Origin of the sequence: Mycobacterium sp. 1274761.0, assembly GCF_001668615.1 — a bacterium.
Lineage (GTDB): Bacteria > Actinomycetota > Actinomycetes > Mycobacteriales > Mycobacteriaceae > Mycobacterium.
This window is the reverse complement of sequence record NZ_LZMC01000030.1, coordinates 16,822-35,545: the sequence shown is the minus strand read 5'-3', so window position 1 is coordinate 35,545 and position 18,724 is coordinate 16,822. Positions and strand designations below refer to the sequence as shown.

Here is an 18,724-nt window from a genome sequence, read left to right as displayed (position 1 = left end):
CGGGGCTGCTTCTGAGATAATTCCGCTTAGCCTGTCCTGCAGTCGCCAGCGCCGGACCACCAGAGATATGCGTATCGAAAGGGCCCAGTCATATGTCGAGTCTGCGTCGAGGCGACCGCGGGGGTGCGGTCACCGAGATCCGGACCGCACTTGCGGCGCTGGGGCTGGTGGACAGCCCGGACGCGGACCTGAACACGGGCAAGCACGTCGCCGTCGACTTTTTCGACCTCGAGCTCGACGAGGCGGTCCGCGCTTTTCAGCAGCACCGTGGCCTGCTCGTCGACGGGATCGTGGGTGAGGCGACCTACCGCGCGCTCAAGGAGGCGTCCTACCGGCTCGGCGCGCGAATCCTGAGCCATCAGTTCGGTGCGCCGATGTACGGCGACGACGTCGCCACGCTGCAGGCCCGGCTGCAGGACCTCGGCTTCTACACCGGCCTGGTCGACGGCCACTTCGGACTGCAGACCCACAACGCGCTGATGTCCTATCAGCGTGAGTACGGCCTGGCGCCCGACGGTATCTGCGGCCCAGAAACGTTGCGCTCCTTGTACTTTCTGGGTTCGCGCGTCACCGGCGGTTCCATCCACGCCATCCGCGAGGAGGAGTTGGTGCGTCGCTCGGGTCCCCGGCTGTCGGGCAAGCGGATCATCATCGATCCGGGCCGCGGTGGCGACGACCACGGCCAGATCACCCAGGGCCCCAACGGTCCGATCAGCGAGGCCGACATCCTGTGGGACCTGGCCAGCCGGCTCGAGGGACGGATGACGGCGATCGGCATGGAGACCTTCTTGTCCCGCCCGCCCAACCGCAGCCCGTCCGACGCCGAGCGCGCAATGACCGCCAACACCGTTGGCGCCGATCTGATGATCAGCCTGCGCTGCGCCGCGCAGCCCAGCCCGTCGGCCAACGGCGTCGCGTCATTCCATTTCGGCAACTCCCACGGCTCGGTGTCCACCATCGGCCGCAACCTCGCCGACTTTATTCAACGAGAAGTAGTGGCGCGCACTGGATTACGTGATTGCCGCACCCACGGGCGAACGTGGGATCTGCTGCGTCTGACGCGGATGCCGACCGTCCAGGTGGACGTCGGCTACATCACCAATCCGCGCGACCGGTCGATGCTGGTGTCCAGCCAGACCCGCGACTCGGTCGCCGAAGGCATCCTCGCCGCGGTCAAGCGGCTGTACCTGCTCGGCAAGAACGACCGCCCCACCGGAACCTTCACGTTCGCCGAGCTGCTCGCCCACGAGCTGTCGGTCGAAGCGGGTCGCAGCTAGCCAACGCCTGCGCCCGCGCCGACGGGCTGGACGAGCTTCTCCGATTCCAATAGCCGCTCCAACGCGGCCTCCACCCCTGCCTTCCAGCCAAGGCCGCTTTCCAGCTCGAGGCGCAGCCGCGGGAAATGGCGGTGCTTGGCGACCTCGACGAACCCCACGCCTTCCAGAAACGCGGCGTCGAGCATGCACTGCTCCACCGAGCAGTCGCCGAGCACCTCCAGGACCGGCGTCAGGTCGGCGGGCACCAGTCGGGGATCGGCGAGCTCGTGGCAGGCTTCTGTCCGGCCGAAGGCCTCCAATGCCCGCACTCCACGACGAACCAGGTCCTCGACAACCCCGGCGATCAGGCTCTGCGGCACACCGTCGACATGGGGCTCCGCGCCGAGCGTGGTCAGCAGGACCGCGTCGGCGCTGACCGGGCCGCTGGGAAACAGTCGCGCCCGCGGCACCACTCCGGGCGGCGCGTAGAACGCGTAGCCGACGCACGGCGCGTCGTCGCCGTCGCCCTCGTCCGCGGCCACCGGCGCACTCGACGCGATCTGGCCGCAGGATCCCCACTCCAGCATCACCATCGACAACCAGGCTTCCTTCTCGAATTCCGGGTCGCTCAAGTGGTCGTCGCGGCGCAGGCTGCACGGATCAACCTCCCAGAACACGCACCGCCGCGCGTGCTTGGGCAGATGCTCGAACGCTTCGAGCCGGAGAGGCGTGATTCGCGCTGACACTAAACTTCCCGCATTCCTGGCGCCGCCGGCAGGGGCGGCCGCCATTCCAGAATAGGAGCCTGCGCGCTCAGCGGTCCGGTTTCGCCGCTTCCGGTCATGTGCTGCGGCCCGATCGGCCAAAGATGTTGCGCTGCATCGGCTTTCCTCCGAAGTCTGCAGACAGCGGCGACCGCCGTGATCGAGGTGTCACAGTGACGTAATTTCCTCGTGTCCTGGGTCAGGCCTTCGCAGCGTTCATGAGATCCACGATGCGCTGCAGATCGTCCACCGAGCCGAACTCGACCACGATCTTGCCCTTGCGTTTGCCGAGGCTCACCGTGACGCGCGTGTCGAACGCCGTCGACAGCCGTTCAGCAACGTCCTGCAGGCCCGGCATGTGAATTGGCTTGCGGCGCTGAGCGGATGGAGTGGGCCCCTCGTTGCGGTTCGCCAGCGTGACCGTCTCCTCGGTCGCGCGGACCGACAGACCCTCGGCGACGATGCGGGCGGCTAGCTCTTCCTGGGCTTCCGGCCCTCCTTCGAGCGACAGCAGGGCGCGGGCATGGCCGGCGGACAGTACCCCCGCCGCGACGCGGCGCTGAACGGCAATGGGCAGCCGCAGCAGCCGGATCATGTTGCTGATCAGCGGCCGGGACCGGCCGATGCGCGCGGCCAGTTCATCGTGGGTCACGCCGAACTCGTCGAGCAGCTGCTGGTAGGCCGCCGCCTCCTCCAGCGGGTTCAGTTGGGCGCGGTGGATGTTCTCCAACAACGCGTCGCGCAGCATGCTGTCGTCCGCGGTCTCGCGCACGATCGCCGGGATGGAGGTCAGCCCCGCTTCCTGGGCAGCGCGCCAGCGGCGCTCCCCCATGACGAGTTGGTACTGCGCGCCGCCCTTCGCCGCTCGGCCGGCAGCGTCAGACCCCGATTGGGGCGGGATCGCACGCACCACGATCGGCTGCATGAGGCCGAACTCGCGGATCGAATGCACTAGTTCGGCGAGCGCCTCCTCGTCGAAGACCTGCCTCGGCTGTTTGGGGTTGCGTTCGATGGCCGCCGGGTCGATTTCGCGGTAGACGGCACCGACCGGGTTGGCGTCCTTCGCGGCGGCGCCGCCCCCGAGCACCACGTCCGCGGCGGCGTCACCCATTCGTGGCCCGAGCGTGTCCGTTTCTCCATCGGCGGGGCCGGTCGGAATCAGCGAAGCCAGGCCGCGGCCAAGGCCGCTCCTCTTGCGGGTCGGCTGAGTCATCGGGTTTGTCCTCTCTGGGCGGCGCCGCGTTCGGCGATTTCCCGGCTGGCATCCATATAGCTCAACGCCCCGCGCGAGCCTGGGTCATAGTGCAGGATCGTCATCCCGTAGCCCGGCGCCTCGGATACCTTCACGCTGCGCGGGATAACCGTGTTCAACACCTTGTCTCCGAAATGCGACCGGACGTCGGCCGCGACCTGATCCGCCAGCCGGGTGCGTCCGTCGTACATGGTGAGAATCACGGTGGAGACGTTCAGTTGCGGGTTGAGATGTGCCTTGACCATCTCGATCGTGCGTAGCAGCTGGCCCACGCCCTCCAACGCGTAGTACTCGCACTGGATGGGGATCAGCACCTCGGGCGCGGCCACGAGCGCGTTAATGGTCAACAGGCCCAGCGACGGCGGACAGTCGATGAAGACATAGTCGAAGTCGTGCTCCTGCAGGCTGGTGAGCGCGGTGCGTAACCGGCCTTCGCGCGCGACCATGCTGACCAACTCGATCTCGGCGCCCGCCAGCTCGATGGTGGCCGGGACGCAGTACAGCCGCTCGCTGTGCGGGCTGCGCTGCAGCGTCTCGTGCAACGGAATCTCACCGATGAGGACCTCGTAGGACGACGGGGTCCCGGGCCGGTGGTCGATGCCGAGCGCGGTGCTCGCGTTGCCCTGCGGGTCGAGATCGATCACCAGAACCTTCAACCCCTGCAATGCCAGCGCGGCGGCGACGTTCACCGCCGTCGTCGTCTTGCCCACGCCGCCCTTCTGGTTGGCGATGGTGAAGACCCGTTGCCGCTCAGGCCGCGGCAACCGGCTACGGGCGTGCAACAAGCGGACGGCGCGTTCGGCCTCCGCGCCTATCGGGGTGTCGACGATCTCGGCGGACACCGCGGCCCCGGGCCGGTTCTCGGTCCATGTTTCACGTGAAACATCACTGGCTGCCGGCCCGTCGGATGGCGTCGGCCTGCCGCTGCCCGCAACCGGATTCATACCCTTCTCCTGCCCGCTCGTGTCGACCGGCCGCGCGCCGGCGTCGTCTCTCCTCGCCGCGCGACCACCACGGTGGCGGGTGGATCCAAGTAGGCCCCTCCACATGTGACCACCCTGGCATCCACCGCCCCCAACGACTCCATCACACGCCGATGCTCAGCGATCTCGTCCGCGGCGCGCTGCCCCTTCAGCGCCAACATCCGGCCCCCCATCCGCAACAGCGGCACGCTCCATCGCGCGAGCTTTTCCAATGACGCCACCGCTCTGGACACAACGGCGTCCATCTCCCCCACTCGCTGTCGCACAGCATCTTCTTCGGCCCGGCCGCGAACCACGACGACATCCACGGCGAGGTCGTCGACGACCTCGCGGAGGAAATCGCTGCGCCGCAGGAGCGGCTCGATGAGGATCACCCGCACATCCGGCCGGGCCAACGCCAACGGTATCCCCGGAAGGCCGGCTCCACTACCGATGTCGGCGATCTGCTCGCTCGGATCGAGAAGCTCGGCCAGCGCCGCGCTGTTGAGCACGTGGCGGTCCCACAACCGCTGCGTCTCGCGCGGCCCGATCAGACCCCGCTCGACACCTGCGTCCGCCAAGATCTGGACGTAGCGGACCGCCAACGCCAGGCGATCACCGAACACGTCCGCGGCTACCGGAGGGGGTTTCGGTGCTTCCCCATGTTTCACGTGAAACATCCTCCGGATTTCGCCGACAAAAAGCGGCCCGAACTACAAGCGTGTAACTCTGAGCGCGACGTTGTTCAGTCGACGAGCACGACGACGCGGCGCGATGGCTCCACGCCCTCGCTCTCGCTGCGCACTCCCGCCACCGCGGCGACCGCGTCGTGGACGATCTTGCGCTCGAACGGCGTCATCGGGGACAGCTGTTCGCGCTCGCCGGTCTCCAGCACCCGCCGCGCCACCTTGTCGCCCAGCGCCGCGAGCTCGTCGCGCCGCTTGCGACGCCACCGCGCGATGTCGAGCATGAGCCGGCTGCGTTCCCCCGTCTTCTGGTGCACCGCGAGCCGTGTCAGCTCCTGCAGCGCGTCGAGCACCTCGCCCTTGCGGCCGACCAACTTCGACAGATCCTCGCCGCCGTCGATGCTGACAACGGCGCGGTCACCTTCCACGTCGAGGTCGATGTCCCCGTCGAAGTCGAGGATGTCCAACAGCTCCTCGAGGTAGTCGCCGGCGATCTCACCCTCCGCAACGAGGCGCTCCTCCAGATCGTCGCCGGACGTCGTCACCGATTCGTCGCCGTTCTGTGACGCGTCCGTCTCTGCGACGTCGGTCTGCTCGGCACGCTCGTCGGTGGTCGGTTCGTCGAAATCAGTCATGTGTTCGTCTCTCCTCGTTCGCCGGACGGTCTCCGGTTATCGCTTACGTTTCTTCGGCCGCGCACCGGGACGCGGTGTCGCGCCCGGCCGCGGTTTGCGCTCATCGTCGGTCAGCTCGCTGCCTGCGCTCTCGGCGATCTCCGGGGTGGCGCCATCCTTGACGCCGGCGCCATCCGTGGCCGCGGCACCGTCTTCCCCGGCAGCCGGCTCGCCCTTGCCTTTGCGCTTCGGTTTGGCGCCCGGCGCCGGCGCGTTGGCGGCGCGGCGTTCGATAGCGGCGAGCTTCTTGGCTTCTTCTTCCTTCTCGATCTTGCCGAACACGTAATGCTGCTGGCCGAAAGTCCAGATGTTGTTGGCGAACCAGTACAGGATGATCGCCAGCGGCAGGAACGGCCCACCGACCACGACGCCGAGCGGAAACACATACAGCGCCAGCTTGTTCATCATCGCGGTCTGCGGGTTGGCCGCCGCCTCGGGACTCTGCCGCGCCACCGACGCCCGGCTGTTGAAGTAAGTCGCGATGCCCGCGGCGATCATCAGAGGCACGCCGACCGCGATCACCGACGGCCGGTGGAATTCGGTGAAGGCACCAAGGCCGGTCTTCTGAATCATGGTGGCGCCCAGAGGCGCCCCGAAAAGGTTGGCGTCCAGGAAGTGTCCGACGTCGGTGGGGCTGAACACGTAGTTGCCCAGCGACCGGTTCAGCTCCGGCGACAGCTGCGGCTGACCGAATCCGCCCTGGGTCCGGTTGAACGAGCGCAGCACGTGATACAGGCCGAGGAACACCGGGATCTGGGCCAGCATCGGCAGGCAGCCGAGGATCGGGTTGAAGCCGTGCTCGCGCTGCAGCTTCTGCATCTCCAACGCCATCCGCTGGCGGTCTTTGCCGTACTTCTTCTGCAGCGCCTTGATCTGGGGCTGGAGCTCCTGCATCTGGCGTGTGGTGCGGATCTGCCGCACGAACGGCTTGTAGAGGATTGCGCGCAGCGTGAACACGAGGAACATCACCGACAAGCCCCACGCGAAGAAGTTCGACGGGCCCAGGAGCAGCGCAAACAGCTTGTACCAGAGCCACATGATCCCCGACACCGGGTAGTAGATGATGTCGAGGCTGAACCAGTTAAACAACCGATTTGCTCCTAGAGTCGTCGATGACCGCGCCGTGCAGGACAGACCCGCAGCGCTCGGGGATTGGGTCCCATCCTCCCCGATGCCACGGACCGCATTTCGCCAGCCGTACCGTCGCCAGCCATCCGCCGCGGATAAGGCCGTACTCCGACAGCGCATCGACGGCGTACTGACTGCATGTCGGGGTGAACCGGCACGTGGGCAACCGCAACGGCGAGACGGTGTTTCGGTACAGCTGGATGACGAAGATCAGGGCGCGGGCCATGTCACCGCGTCCCGTTGAGTAGCCGCGCGCGCTTCAGCGCGTGCCGCAGCTGCTGCTCGAGCCGGGCCGAGATCGCGTGCGTGCTGCTGGGCAGCGCCCGGATCACCACCCGGTCGGTGGGGTTCAGCTCGTCGATGACGGTACGCGCGACGTGGCGCAGCCTTCGCGCGACCGCATGCCGTTGCACCGAGTTGCCGACGGTCTTCGCGACCACCAGGCCAATCCGGGGCCCGTCGGCGTCAGAACCGCCGCCGCGATATGCGTGCACCACGATGTCGGGCTGCGCCGCACGCACCCCGTGATGGACTGTGGTACCGAACTCCGTCGACCGCGTCATCCGGTTCCGCGCCGGAAGCACCGCGCTGACTCCCGCGTCGACTACGCGGTCAGCTTGCGACGACCTTTACCGCGCCTGTTGGCGACGATCGCCCGGCCGGCCCGGGTCCGCATCCGTAGCCGGAACCCGTGAACCCGCGCGCGTCGCCGATTGTTGGGTTGAAAGGTCCGCTTGCCCTTGGCCACGGCTGTCACTCCTCGTTGCGTATGGCAACCGCGTCCGACACAGGTGTTGACGCGATTGCCGTTGGTAAGCTCTTCGTCTCGCTCGCTAACCGGCGCGGGCTCCGTCATGCGTCGGATCGCAGCCGTGTCACCACTTCCGGGCGACTGTTCGAGGGTACTGACGAGATTTACCTGGGTCAAACCTGCGCCCAGGCGCCGAACCGGGCCCGAACAAGACCTCAAGACCGTTGACTTCAGTAACACGAGTCACCGTCTCCGCGTCACGCAGAACTAACCTCTAAGCAATGTTGCAGAACGGTTGGCAGTGTCGCCGAAAACTGTTAGCTTCTGCCTGAGCCATTCCGGCACCGGAAGGCGACTAGACAACGAAGCGAGGGTGCCCGACAGGTCGCGAGCCCACAGCGTGCAGTACCACTGTGACGAGCCCAGGCCCGCCGGATCCTTGCTGGCAGACAATAGAGCGACGGCGACTGTCCCTGTCCACAGGCTGTGGATAACTATGTGGACAGTTCGCTTTTGTTCTTTTGGTGGTCTCATAGATCAGCCTGAGGGGGTACGCGTCATTTGACAGCTGACCCCGACCCACCTTTCGTCGCCGTCTGGAACACGGTGGTTGCCGAACTCAACGGCGACACCCCCGCTGGCGAACACATCAACGGCGAGCCTGCGCCACCAACCCTCACGCCCCAGCAACGTGCCTGGTTGAAATTGGTCAAGCCACTCGTCATCACCGAGGGCTTTGCGTTGTTGTCGGTGCCGACCGGCTTTGTGCAGAACGAGATCGAACGACATCTGCGCGAGCCCATCATTTCGGCATTGAGCCGTCAGCTCGGTCACCGCGTCGAACTGGGTGTGCGTATCGCCAGCCCCTCCCCCGACGACCCGGACGAAGGCGTCCCCGCGGGCCCCGACCCCTACGGTGACTCCGACGCCGACGAGATCGACGAGGTGAGCGAGGCGCTGGCCAGCGCCGAGGAGAGCTGGCCGACCTACTTCTCCAGCGGACCCCGCGACGCCGCCACCAACGACCCCAACTCGATCAGCCTGAACCGGCGCTACACCTTCGACACGTTCGTCATCGGCGCGTCGAATCGATTCGCTCACGCCGCAACGCTCGCAATTGCTGAGGCGCCGGCGCGGGCCTACAACCCGCTCTTCATCTGGGGCGAGTCCGGGCTGGGCAAGACCCACCTGTTGCACGCCGCGGGCAACTACGCCCAGCGGCTGTTTCCCGGTATGCGGGTCAAGTACGTCTCGACCGAAGAATTCACCAACGACTTCATCAACTCGCTGCGCGACGACCGCAAGGCATCGTTCAAGCGCAGCTACCGCGACATCGATGTGCTTCTGGTCGACGACATCCAGTTCATCGAAGGCAAGGAAGGCATCCAGGAGGAGTTCTTCCATACCTTCAACACGTTGCATAACGCGAACAAGCAGATCGTCATCTCCTCCGACCGGCCGCCCAAGCAGCTGGCCACGCTGGAAGACCGGCTTCGGACGCGGTTCGAGTGGGGCCTGATCACCGATGTGCAGCCGCCCGAACTGGAGACGCGCATCGCGATCCTCCGCAAGAAGGCGCAGATGGATCGGCTCGACGTTCCTGACGAGGTGCTGGAACTCATCGCGAGCAGCATTGAGCGCAACATCCGCGAGCTCGAGGGTGCGCTGATCCGCGTCACCGCGTTTGCATCGCTGAACAAGACACCGATCGACAAGTCACTGGCCGAGATCGTCCTGCGGGACCTGATCGCCGACGTGAACAACATCCAGATCGGCACGGCGGGCATCATGGCTGCCACCGCGGAGTACTTCGAAACCACCGTCGAGGAGCTTCGCGGGCCCGGTAAGACCAGAGCTCTGGCGCAGTCACGTCAGATCGCCATGTATCTGTGCCGCGAGCTGACCGACCTGTCATTGCCCAAGATCGGCCAGGCCTTCGGTCGCGATCACACCACGGTGATGTACGCCGAAAAGAAGATCCGCGGCGAGATGGCCGAGCGGCGCGAGGTGTTCGATCAGGTGAAGGAACTCACCACTCGCATCCGTCAGCGCGCCAAGCGCTGAACCGATCACAAAAATTCTGCGAAAAACTTCTGTCACTCGTCGCAACAGTCGTCACACTCCGACCCTGTGGATTCACCTGTGGACAAACCGCTGATAAGTAAGGGGCGTGCGCCCGATTCGTCCCCAACGTGCGAGCTCTCCCCACCCGGCGCGACGAATTCGGGTAGGCGTCCACAGGTAACTCACACCTGCGCGCGTCGTCGTCCTGCGACGACCACAGTTGTTCCACAACTTCCACAGGACCTAATACTGTTGCTTAGTTATCTCCCAGGATTTCTCTCAGAAGAAGCACCTTGGGGAGCACCCGCTCACGATGCGCTCATGGCACGTCGCTGAACTCCGTTGTCAGCCCGATCGATTAGCTTTCAAGATGGGGCCGAAAGATCTACGGTGGTTCTTCGACAGCCGTTAGGGTCGTCGCAGCGACATTGGGGGATCGAAGCGTAAGCGTCCCGAAACTGCTGGTTAGCGCGTGTTGTGAGTTGATCGAAGGGACACTATGGACGTGGCGACGACGACGGTTGGTCTCTCCGATTTGAAATTCCGGTTGGTCCGCGAGGACTTCGCCGATGCGGTTGCCTGGGTCGCCCGCAATCTGCCCACGAGGCCGACGGTTCCGGTGCTCGCCGGTGTGCTGCTGACTGGCTCGGAGGACGGGCTGACGATCTCCGGGTTCGACTACGAGGTGTCGGCAGAGGTACGGGTCGCTGCTGAAATCGCTTCTCCTGGTAGCGTTCTCGTGTCCGGCCGGCTGTTGTCAGACATCACCAGGGCGCTCCCGGCCAAGCCGGTCGATGTCAGCGTCGAGGGCACCAGGGTACTGCTGAGCTGCGGTAGCGCGAAGTTCTCGCTGCCGACCATGGCCGTCGAGGACTATCCCGCGCTACCGACCCTGCCCGACGACACCGGGGTGATCTCCGCCGACCTGTTCGCCGAAGCCATCGGCCAGGTCGCGGTGGCCGCCGGTCGTGACGACACCCTGCCGATGCTGACGGGCATCCGGGTCGAGATCTCCGGGGAATCCGTGGTTTTGGCTGCCACCGACCGGTTCCGCCTCGCCGTCCGCGAACTGACTTGGTCGACGACATCGGCAGACATCGAAGCCGCAGTGCTTGTGCCCGCCAAGACGTTGGCCGAAGCCGCGAAGGCAGGCACCGGCGCCGGGGATGTGCACCTGTCGCTCGGCGCGGGTGCGGCCGTCGGCAAGGAGGGCTTGCTCGGTATCCGCAGCGACGGCAAGCGCAGCACCACCCGACTGCTCGATGCCGAATTCCCGAAGTTCCGCCAGCTGCTGCCCACCGAGCACACGGCCATCGCCACCATCGGCGTCGCCGAACTCACCGAAGCCATCAAACGTGTCGCGTTGGTGGCCGACCGCGGCGCGCAGGTGCGCATGGAGTTCGCCGACGACGTGCTCAAGCTGTCGGCCGGCGCCGACGACGTCGGCCGCGCCGAGGAAGACCTCGAGGTGTCGTTCGCCGGCGAGCCGTTGACCATCGCGTTCAACCCGACCTATCTGACCGACGGGTTGAGCTCGTTGCATTCCGAACGCGTGACGTTCGGCTTCACGACACCCAGCCGACCTGCTGTGTTGCGTCCGGCAGGCGACGATGAGGACGGCGCGGCCGGTGCCGGGCCGTTCCCCGCGGCCGACACCGACTACGTCTACCTGTTGATGCCGGTGCGACTTCCCGGCTGAGCGCCCCCCGCGACGAGAAAGGCGTTACATGCAACTCGGTCTGGTCGGCCTGGGCAAGATGGGCTTCAACATGCGGGAACGCCTTCGCCAGGGCGGCCACGAGGTCGTCGGTTACGACCCACGGCCCGAGGTCACCGACGTGCCCACGCTGGCCGCGCTCGCTGAGGCCCTCACCCCACCTCGGGTGGTGTGGGTGATGGTTCCGTCCGGGCCGATCACCGATGACACCATCACCGAGCTCGCCGAGGAACTGTCGGAAGGCGACCTAATCATCGACGGCGGCAACTCGCGCTACACCGATGACGCCCCGCACGCAAAAATGTTGGCCGAGAAGGGAATCGCCTTCATCGATGCGGGTGTGTCGGGCGGAATCTGGGGCCTGAAAGAAGGCTACGGCCTGATGGTCGGTGGCAGCGACGCCGACGTGGAGCGCGCGATGCCGATTTTCGATACGCTGCGGCCGCCGGGCCCGCGCGAGGACGGCTTCGTGCATGCCGGCCCGGTCGGCGCGGGTCATTTCGCAAAGATGGTGCACAACGGCATCGAGTACGCGCTGATGACGGCTTACGCCGAAGGTTATGAAGTGCTGGCCGCCGAGGAGCTCATCAAGGATCCGCAAGCCGTGTACCAGGCGTGGACCAACGGCACGGTGGTCCGGTCGTGGCTGCAGCAACTACTGGCCAAAGCGCTCAAGGAAGACCCTGGCCTGGAAGGGATTTCGGGCTACACCGAAGACTCCGGCGAAGGCCGGTGGACCGTGGAAGAGGCCATCCGGCTGCGGGTGCCGGTGCCCAGCATCGCGGCGTCGCTGTTCGCACGCTTCCTGTCGCGGCAGGACGATTCGCCGACGATGAAGGCCGTCGCGGCGTTGCGTAACCAGTTCGGCGGGCACGCGGTGAAACGGGTCAGCGAGTCCGGGTAGTCGGTTGTACGTCCGCCACCTGGGGCTGCAGGATTTCCGGTCATGGGCGCGGGTCGAGTTGGATCTCGAGCCCGGCCGCACCGTGTTCGTCGGACCCAACGGCTTTGGCAAGACGAATCTCGTTGAGGCACTATGGTATTCGGCGACGCTCGGGTCGCACCGGGTGGCGTCCGACGCGCCGCTGCTGCGGACGGGCGCCGAGCGGGCAATCATCTCGACCATCGTCGTCAGCGACGGCCGCGAGCTGGCTGTCGATCTCGAGGTGATGGCCGGGCGGGCCAACAAGGCGCGGCTGAACCGCTCCCCCGTCCGCTCGGCACGCGAAGTGCTCGGTGTGCTGCGCGCGGTGATGTTCGCTCCGGAGGACCTGGCGCTGGTACGCGGCGATCCGGCCGAACGCCGCCGCTACCTCGACGAGCTCGCCACGACTCGGCGTCCGCGCATCGCCGGCGTGCGCGCCGATTATGACAAGGTGGTGCGGCAGCGGACGGCCCTGCTGAAAACCGCAGCGGGGGCGCGCTACCGCGGCGACCGCAGCGTCGTCGACAGCCTTGACGTGTGGGACGGCCACCTCGCTGCCCACGGCGCGCAGCTGATCGCGGCGCGGGTGGAGTTGGTCAACGAGCTATCCCCGGAGGTCGAGAAGGCATATCAACTGCTGGCACCCGCATCGCGGCCCGCGGCGATCCAGTACCGCAGCAAGGTCGAGCAGATCGACGGGCAGAACGAATCCGTCGAGTTTTTCGAAGCGGCGCTGCTCGACGCGTTGGCCCGTCGGCGTGACGCCGAGATCGAGCGCGGGGTATGCCTGGTCGGCCCGCACCGTGACGATCTGGAGCTGCGGCTGGGCGGCCAGGTCGCGAAAGGCTTTGCCAGCCACGGGGAGTCGTGGTCGATGGCGCTTGCGCTGCGGCTGGCCGCCTATGAACTGCTGCGGTCAGAGGGTGGCGATCCGGTGCTTCTGCTCGACGATGTGTTCGCAGAACTTGATTCCGCGCGTCGGCGGGCATTGGCCGGCGTCGCGGCCTCCGCCGAACAGGTGTTGGTGACGGCCGCGGTCGGCGATGATATTCCGGCAGACTGGGACGCCCGCCGGATCGAGATCACCATGCGTGACGATGACAGCGGCCGAGTATCGATGGTGGAACAGTGACAGAACATCCGCAAGACGCCTCTGGTCAGGACGACATCGGGATGCCGCCGGCGCACCTATCGGGTTTGGCGGGGATGGATCTGGTGCGCCGAACGCTTGAAGAGGCCAGGGGTGCGGCGCGCAGCCAGGGCAAGGACGTCGGCCGCGGCCGCAACTCCCCCGCCGCTCCCCGCCGGATCGCGGGGCGGCGTCGGAGTTGGTCGGGCCCCGGCCCGGACAGCCGGGATCCTCAGACGCTCGGTGCGGCCACCCGAGATCTCGCCAAGACCCGCGGATGGTCGCCGCGGGTGGCCGAAGGCGCGGTGTTCGGCCAATGGCAGACCGTCGTCGGGGAACAGATCGCTGCGCATGCGACGCCGACCGCGTTGCGGGAGGGCGTGCTGAGTGTGTCGGCCGAATCCACTGCGTGGGCTACTCAATTACGGATGGTCCAGGGGCAACTTCTGGCTAAGATCGCTGCGGCGGTCGGCGACGGTGTCGTCACATCGCTGAAGATCGTCGGTCCGGTGGCCCCGTCCTGGCGTAGGGGGCGCTACCACGTAGCCGGCCGCGGCCCGCGCGACACGTACGGCTGACCGGCGTCCTCGCAGTTGGCTGAGAGCCGCCAGAACGCCATAAGTCGTGTCCTCAAGCGTCGCCACGCACCCCGGAGCGAGAAATTCCACAGGCGGCTCAAATAGGTGTGCAGAAACGCGGCCTCAGAATCGGTCCTGTCGCTAGTTCCCGGTAGACTGGGCAAGTGACCTTCCGGCGGTATCGACACCGCCAGAGCCCCACCCCCGTCTAGAGAGTAAGGATGCCGGCGACAGTGGCTGCCGCTAAGAAAACAACGCCCGCTGCAAAGAGCAGCAAGAAGAAGTCGTACGGCGCTGAAGCCATCACCGTGCTGGAAGGCTTGGAGGCGGTCCGCAAACGCCCCGGCATGTACATCGGCTCCACCGGTGAACGTGGTCTGCACCACCTCGTCTGGGAGGTCGTGGACAACGCCGTCGACGAGGCGATGGCCGGCTACGCCAGCAGGGTCGACGTACGGATTCTCGAAGACGGCGGCGTAGAGGTGCGCGACGACGGCCGCGGCATCCCCGTCGAAATGCACGCCAGCGGCGCGCCCACCGTCGACGTCGTCATGACCCAGCTGCACGCCGGCGGCAAATTCGGCGGCGAGAACAGCGGTTATGCGGTCAGTGGCGGCCTGCACGGGGTCGGTGTCTCGGTGGTGAACGCGCTGTCCACCCGCCTCGAAGTGGACATCTGCCGCGACGGCTACGAGTGGTTTCAGTCCTATGACCGCGCCATGCCCGGCACGCTCAAGCAGGGCGATCCCACCAAAAAGACCGGAACCACGGTCCGGTTCTGGGCCGATCCCGAGGTCTTCGAGACCACCAATTACGACTTCGAGACCGTGGCGCGGCGCCTGCAAGAGATGGCGTTCCTGAACAAGGGCCTGACCATCACGCTGGCCGACGAGCGCGTGTCGGCAGAAGAAGTGGTCGACGAAGTGGTCAGCGATACCGCCGAGGCGCCGAAGTCGGCCGACGAGAAAGCCGCCGAGGCGGCGGCGCCGCACAAGACCAAGAACCGCACGTTCCATTACCCCGGCGGGCTGGTCGACTACGTCAAGCACATCAACCGGACCAAGACCCCCATCCAGCAGAGCATCATCGACTTCGACGGCAAGGGCCCCGGCCACGAGGTCGAGGTCGCGATGCAGTGGAACGCGGGCTACTCCGAATCGGTGCACACGTTCGCCAACACGATCAACACCCACGAGGGCGGCACCCACGAAGAGGGCTTCCGGGCGGCGTTGACCAGCGTGGTCAACAAGTACGCCAAGGACAAGAAGCTGCTCAAGGACAAGGACCCGAACCTGACTGGCGACGACATCCGCGAAGGCCTGGCCGCCGTCATCTCCGTGAAGGTATCCGAGCCGCAGTTCGAGGGCCAGACCAAGACCAAGCTCGGCAACACCGAGGTGAAGTCATTCGTCCAGAAGATCTGCAATGAGGAATTGCAGCACTGGTTCGACGCCAACCCAGCCGAGGCGAAAACCGTTGTGAACAAGGCGGTGTCGTCGGCACAGGCCCGCATCGCCGCACGCAAGGCGCGCGAGCTGGTGCGCCGCAAGAGCGCAACCGACATCGGCGGCCTGCCCGGCAAGCTGGCCGACTGCCGCTCCACGGATCCGCGTAAGTCGGAACTGTATGTGGTGGAGGGTGATTCGGCGGGCGGCTCGGCGAAGAGCGGCCGGGATTCGATGTTCCAGGCGATCCTGCCGTTGCGCGGCAAGATCATCAATGTCGAGAAGGCGCGCATCGACCGTGTGCTGAAAAACACCGAGGTGCAGTCGATCATCACCGCGCTGGGCACCGGCATCCACGACGAGTTCGACATCAGCAAGCTGCGGTATCACAAGATCGTGTTGATGGCCGACGCCGACGTCGACGGCCAGCACATCTCGACACTGCTGCTGACGCTGTTGTTCCGGTTCATGAAGCCACTGGTGGAAAACGGCCACATCTTCCTGGCGCAGCCGCCGCTGTACAAGCTGAAGTGGCAGCGCAGCGATCCGGAATTCGCCTACTCCGACCGTGAGCGCGACGGCCTGCTCGAGGCCGGCCTGAAGGCGGGCAAGAAAATCAACAAGGATGATGGGATCCAGCGCTACAAGGGTCTGGGCGAGATGGACGCCAAGGAGCTGTGGGAAACCACGATGGACCCGTCGGTGCGCGTGCTTCGACAGGTCACCCTGGACGACGCCGCCGCCGCAGACGAACTGTTCTCGATCCTGATGGGCGAGGACGTGGAAGCGCGCCGCAGCTTCATCACCCGTAATGCCAAAGACGTTCGCTTCCTTGACGTTTAGCGAAGATTTCGCAACCAGCTAGGACTGAAACCAGATGACTGATACCACGTTGCCGCCCGGCGACGAAGCAGGAGACCGCGTCGAACCGGTCGACATTCAGCAGGAGATGCAGCGAAGCTATATCGACTACGCGATGAGCGTGATCGTCGGCCGCGCCCTGCCGGAAGTGCGCGACGGTCTCAAGCCGGTGCACCGCCGCGTGCTCTACGCGATGTTCGACTCGGGCTTCCGGCCCGACCGCAGCCACGCGAAATCAGCACGCTCCGTTGCCGAAACCATGGGCAATTACCACCCGCACGGCGACGCGTCGATCTACGACACCCTGGTGCGGATGGCGCAGCCGTGGTCGCTGCGTTATCCGCTCGTCGACGGGCAAGGCAACTTCGGCTCGCCGGGCAACGACCCGCCAGCCGCCATGAGGTACACCGAGGCGCGGCTCACTCCCCTGGCGATGGAGATGCTGCGTGAAATCGACGAGGAGACAGTCGATTTCATCCCAAACTACGACGGGCGTGTGCAGGAGCCGACGGTTCTGCCGAGCCGATTCCCCAATCTGCTGGCCAACGGTTCGGGCGGCATCGCGGTCGGCATGGCCACCAACATCCCGCCGCACAACCTGCGCGAGCTCGCCGAAGCGGTGTACTGGTGCCTGGAGAATCATGACGCCGACGAGGAGGCCACGCTGGCGGCCGTCACGAAGGCGGTCAAGGGCCCTGACTTCCCCACGTCCGGCTTGATCGTCGGCTCGCAGGGTATCCACGACACCTACACCACCGGCCGTGGATCCATTCGGATGCGCGGAGTCGTTGAGATCGAAGAGGATTCGCGCGGCCGCACCGGAATCGTCATCACCGAGTTGCCCTATCAGGTCAACCACGACAACTTCATCACCTCGATCGCAGAGCAGGTCCGCGACGGCAAGCTGACCGGCATCTCCAACATCGAGGACCAGTCCAGCGACCGCGTCGGACTGCGAATTGTGGTGGAGCTCAAGCGCGATGCCGTCGCCAAGGTGGTGCTGAACAACCTCTACAAGCACACCCAGCTGCAGACCAGCTTCGGCGCCAACATGCTGGCGATCGTCGACGGCGTGCCGCGCACGCTGCGGCTCGATCAGCTGATCCGTCACTACGTCGACCACCAGCTCGACGTCATCGTGCGGCGCACCACCTATCGGTTGCGCAAGGCCAATGAGCGGGCCCACATCCTGCGCGGTCTGGTCAAGGCGCTCGACGCCCTCGACGAAGTCATCGCATTGATTCGTGCGTCGGAGACCGTCGATGTCGCCCGTCAGGGCTTGATCGACCTGCTCGACGTCGACGAAATCCAGGCCCAGGCGATCCTGGACATGCAGCTGCGCCGGCTCGCCGCTCTGGAACGCCAGAAGATCATCGACGACCTGGCGAAGATCGAGGCGGAGATCGCCGACCTCGAAGACATCCTGGCCAAGCCCGAACGCCAGCGCGCGATCGTGCGCGACGAGCTCAAGGAGATCGTTGACAAGCACGGCGACGACCGTCGCACAAAGATCGTCGCCGCCGATGGCGAGGTCAGCGACGAGGACCTGATCGCCCGCGAGGACGTCGTCGTCACGATCACCGAAACCGGCTACGCCAAGCGCACCAAGACCGACCTGTACCGCAGCCAGAAGCGCGGCGGCAAGGGTGTCCAGGGCGCAGGGCTCAAGCAGGACGACATCGTCAACCACTTCTTCGTCTGCTCGACGCACGACTGGATCCTGTTCTTCACCACGCAGGGCCGGGTGTATCGCGCCAAGGCCTACGACTTGCCGGAGGCGTCGCGGACCGCGCGCGGCCAGCATGTGGCCAACCTGCTGGCGTTCCAGCCGGAGGAGCGCATCGCCCAGGTCATCCAGATCCGCGGCTACGAGGATGCCCCGTACCTCGTGCTGGCCACCCGCAACGGGTTGGTGAAGAAGACGAAGCTGACCGACTTCGACTCCAACCGCTCGGGCGGCATCGTGGCGGTGAACCTGCGCGACGGCGACGAGCTCGTCGGCGCGGTGCTGTGCTCGGCCGACGACGATCTGCTGTTGGTGTCGGCCAAGGGCCAGTCGATCCGCTTCTCGGCCACCGATGAGGCGCTGCGTCCCATGGGCCGGGCCACCTCGGGCGTGCAGGGCATGCGGTTCAACGCCGACGACGCGCTGTTGTCGCTGAACGTGGTGCGTCCGGACACGTATTTGCTGGTCGCAACGTCCGGCGGGTATGCCAAGCGCACCGCGATCGACGAGTACCCGGTGCAGGGCCGTGGCGGTAAAGGGGTGCTGACCATCCAGTTCGACAAGCGACGTGGCAGTCTGGTTGGAGCGCTGGTGGTCGATGACGAAACCGAGCTCTACGCAATCACGTCGGGCGGAGGCGTCATCCGCACCGCGGCGCGCCAGGTCCGCAAGGCTGGACGCCAGACCAAGGGTGTTCGCTTGATGAACCTGGGTGAGGGGGCGACACTGATTGCGATCGCTCGCAACGCAGAGGAAAGCGACGCCGAGGCCGAGGGCGCCGAGTAGGCCAGCCCGGCGTGACCGAC

16 protein-coding genes and 1 pseudogene are annotated in these 18,724 nt (G+C 65.9%); 8 read left to right on the top strand and 9 right to left on the bottom strand.

Going from position 1 to position 18,724, the window contains the following annotated elements; translation table 11 throughout:
- Positions 1-92: 92 nt before the first annotated feature.
- Positions 93-1,277: an N-acetylmuramoyl-L-alanine amidase gene (locus A5651_RS05085; protein WP_066976232.1), complete on the top strand. Its 1,185-nt coding sequence runs from the start codon at positions 93-95 to the stop codon at positions 1,275-1,277.
- On the opposite strand, the gene A5651_RS05080 is transcribed toward A5651_RS05085, so the two are convergent.
- The 9 genes from A5651_RS05080 to rpmH form a co-directional block, all read right to left on the bottom strand.
- Positions 1,274-2,002, bottom strand: coding sequence for an acetyltransferase (locus A5651_RS05080; RefSeq protein WP_066976229.1), 729 nt, complete (start codon positions 2,000-2,002; stop codon positions 1,274-1,276). The genes A5651_RS05085 and A5651_RS05080 overlap by 4 nt on opposite strands.
- A gap of 217 nt (positions 2,003-2,219) precedes the next feature.
- Positions 2,220-3,233, bottom strand: a complete 1,014-nt coding sequence (locus tag A5651_RS05075) for a ParB/RepB/Spo0J family partition protein (RefSeq protein WP_066976226.1) — start codon at positions 3,231-3,233, stop codon at positions 2,220-2,222.
- Positions 3,230-4,216 carry a ParA family protein gene (locus A5651_RS05070; protein WP_066976222.1) on the bottom strand — a complete coding sequence of 329 codons (987 nt, stop codon included), beginning with the start codon at positions 4,214-4,216 and terminating at the stop codon, positions 3,230-3,232. The genes A5651_RS05075 and A5651_RS05070 overlap by 4 nt, the downstream gene beginning before the upstream one ends.
- Positions 4,213-4,914, bottom strand: coding sequence for a 16S rRNA (guanine(527)-N(7))-methyltransferase RsmG (gene rsmG, locus A5651_RS05065; RefSeq protein ID WP_066976220.1), 702 nt, complete (start codon positions 4,912-4,914; stop codon positions 4,213-4,215). Before rsmG ends, A5651_RS05070 begins: the two co-directional genes overlap by 4 nt.
- A gap of 65 nt (positions 4,915-4,979) precedes the next feature.
- Positions 4,980-5,555, bottom strand: coding sequence for a protein jag (locus tag A5651_RS05060; RefSeq protein ID WP_066976216.1), 576 nt, complete (start codon positions 5,553-5,555; stop codon positions 4,980-4,982).
- Positions 5,556-5,591: 36 nt separating this feature from the next.
- On the bottom strand, positions 5,592-6,632 hold the full coding sequence (yidC, locus tag A5651_RS05055; protein WP_066976300.1) for a membrane protein insertase YidC: 1,041 nt from the start codon (positions 6,630-6,632) through the stop codon (positions 5,592-5,594).
- Between the two features lie 43 nt (positions 6,633-6,675).
- Complete coding sequence (yidD, locus tag A5651_RS05050) at positions 6,676-6,948, bottom strand: membrane protein insertion efficiency factor YidD (protein ID WP_066976212.1); 273 nt, start codon at positions 6,946-6,948, stop codon at positions 6,676-6,678.
- Position 6,949: 1 nt separating this feature from the next.
- The gene (gene rnpA / locus A5651_RS05045; RefSeq protein ID WP_066976209.1) at positions 6,950-7,306 is read right to left on the bottom strand and encodes a ribonuclease P protein component; all 357 of its coding nucleotides are present in this window, start codon (positions 7,304-7,306) and stop codon (positions 6,950-6,952) included.
- 20 nt (positions 7,307-7,326) lie between these two features.
- Positions 7,327-7,470: a 50S ribosomal protein L34 gene (gene rpmH, locus A5651_RS24805; RefSeq protein ID WP_059165437.1), complete on the bottom strand. Its 144-nt coding sequence runs from the start codon at positions 7,468-7,470 to the stop codon at positions 7,327-7,329.
- A 564-nt stretch (positions 7,471-8,034) separates the two neighbouring features.
- Here rpmH and dnaA point away from each other — a divergent pair.
- The 7 genes and pseudogenes from dnaA (at position 8,035) to gyrA (ending at position 18,704) form a co-directional block, all read left to right on the top strand.
- The gene (gene dnaA / locus A5651_RS05040) at positions 8,035-9,537 is read left to right on the top strand and encodes a chromosomal replication initiator protein DnaA (RefSeq protein WP_066976206.1); all 1,503 of its coding nucleotides are present in this window, start codon (positions 8,035-8,037) and stop codon (positions 9,535-9,537) included.
- Positions 9,538-10,036: 499 nt separating this feature from the next.
- Complete coding sequence (gene dnaN / locus A5651_RS05035; protein ID WP_066976203.1) at positions 10,037-11,236, top strand: DNA polymerase III subunit beta; 1,200 nt, start codon at positions 10,037-10,039, stop codon at positions 11,234-11,236.
- 19 nt (positions 11,237-11,255) lie between these two features.
- Positions 11,256-12,158: pseudogene (gnd, locus tag A5651_RS05030) on the top strand (phosphogluconate dehydrogenase (NAD(+)-dependent, decarboxylating)); the annotation flags it as partial.
- Between the two features lie 4 nt (positions 12,159-12,162).
- On the top strand, positions 12,163-13,311 hold the full coding sequence (gene recF / locus A5651_RS05025) for a DNA replication/repair protein RecF (RefSeq protein WP_066976196.1): 1,149 nt from the start codon (positions 12,163-12,165) through the stop codon (positions 13,309-13,311).
- Between the two features lie 41 nt (positions 13,312-13,352).
- A complete protein-coding gene (locus A5651_RS05020) occupies positions 13,353-13,886 on the top strand; it encodes a DUF721 family protein (protein WP_156662630.1) in 534 nt (177 codons plus the stop codon).
- 233 nt (positions 13,887-14,119) lie between these two features.
- Complete coding sequence (gyrB, locus tag A5651_RS05015) at positions 14,120-16,174, top strand: DNA topoisomerase (ATP-hydrolyzing) subunit B (RefSeq protein ID WP_066976297.1); 2,055 nt, start codon at positions 14,120-14,122, stop codon at positions 16,172-16,174.
- Between the two features lie 34 nt (positions 16,175-16,208).
- Positions 16,209-18,704: a DNA gyrase subunit A gene (gene gyrA, locus A5651_RS05010; RefSeq protein ID WP_066976189.1), complete on the top strand. Its 2,496-nt coding sequence runs from the start codon at positions 16,209-16,211 to the stop codon at positions 18,702-18,704.
- The last annotated feature ends 20 nt before the right edge of the window (positions 18,705-18,724 follow it).

Excerpts from the sequence above, each read along its gene's own strand:
- rsmG (WP_066976220.1), bottom strand. The coding sequence starts at position 4,914 with ATGTTTCACGTGAAACATGGGGAAGCACCGAAACCCCCTCCGGTAGCC.
- A5651_RS05020 (WP_156662630.1), top strand. The coding sequence starts at position 13,353 with ATGCCGCCGGCGCACCTATCGGGTTTGGCGGGGATGGATCTGGTGCGC.
- A5651_RS05075 (WP_066976226.1), bottom strand. The coding sequence starts at position 3,233 with ATGACTCAGCCGACCCGCAAGAGGAGCGGCCTTGGCCGCGGCCTGGCT.
- A5651_RS05060 (WP_066976216.1), bottom strand. The coding sequence starts at position 5,555 with ATGACTGATTTCGACGAACCGACCACCGACGAGCGTGCCGAGCAGACC.
- yidD (WP_066976212.1), bottom strand. The coding sequence starts at position 6,948 with ATGGCCCGCGCCCTGATCTTCGTCATCCAGCTGTACCGAAACACCGTC.
- yidC (WP_066976300.1), bottom strand. The coding sequence starts at position 6,632 with ATGTGGCTCTGGTACAAGCTGTTTGCGCTGCTCCTGGGCCCGTCGAAC.
- gyrA (WP_066976189.1), top strand. The coding sequence starts at position 16,209 with ATGACTGATACCACGTTGCCGCCCGGCGACGAAGCAGGAGACCGCGTC.
- A5651_RS05070 (WP_066976222.1), bottom strand. The coding sequence starts at position 4,216 with ATGAATCCGGTTGCGGGCAGCGGCAGGCCGACGCCATCCGACGGGCCG.
- dnaN (WP_066976203.1), top strand. The coding sequence starts at position 10,037 with ATGGACGTGGCGACGACGACGGTTGGTCTCTCCGATTTGAAATTCCGG.
- A5651_RS05085 (WP_066976232.1), top strand. The coding sequence starts at position 93 with ATGTCGAGTCTGCGTCGAGGCGACCGCGGGGGTGCGGTCACCGAGATC.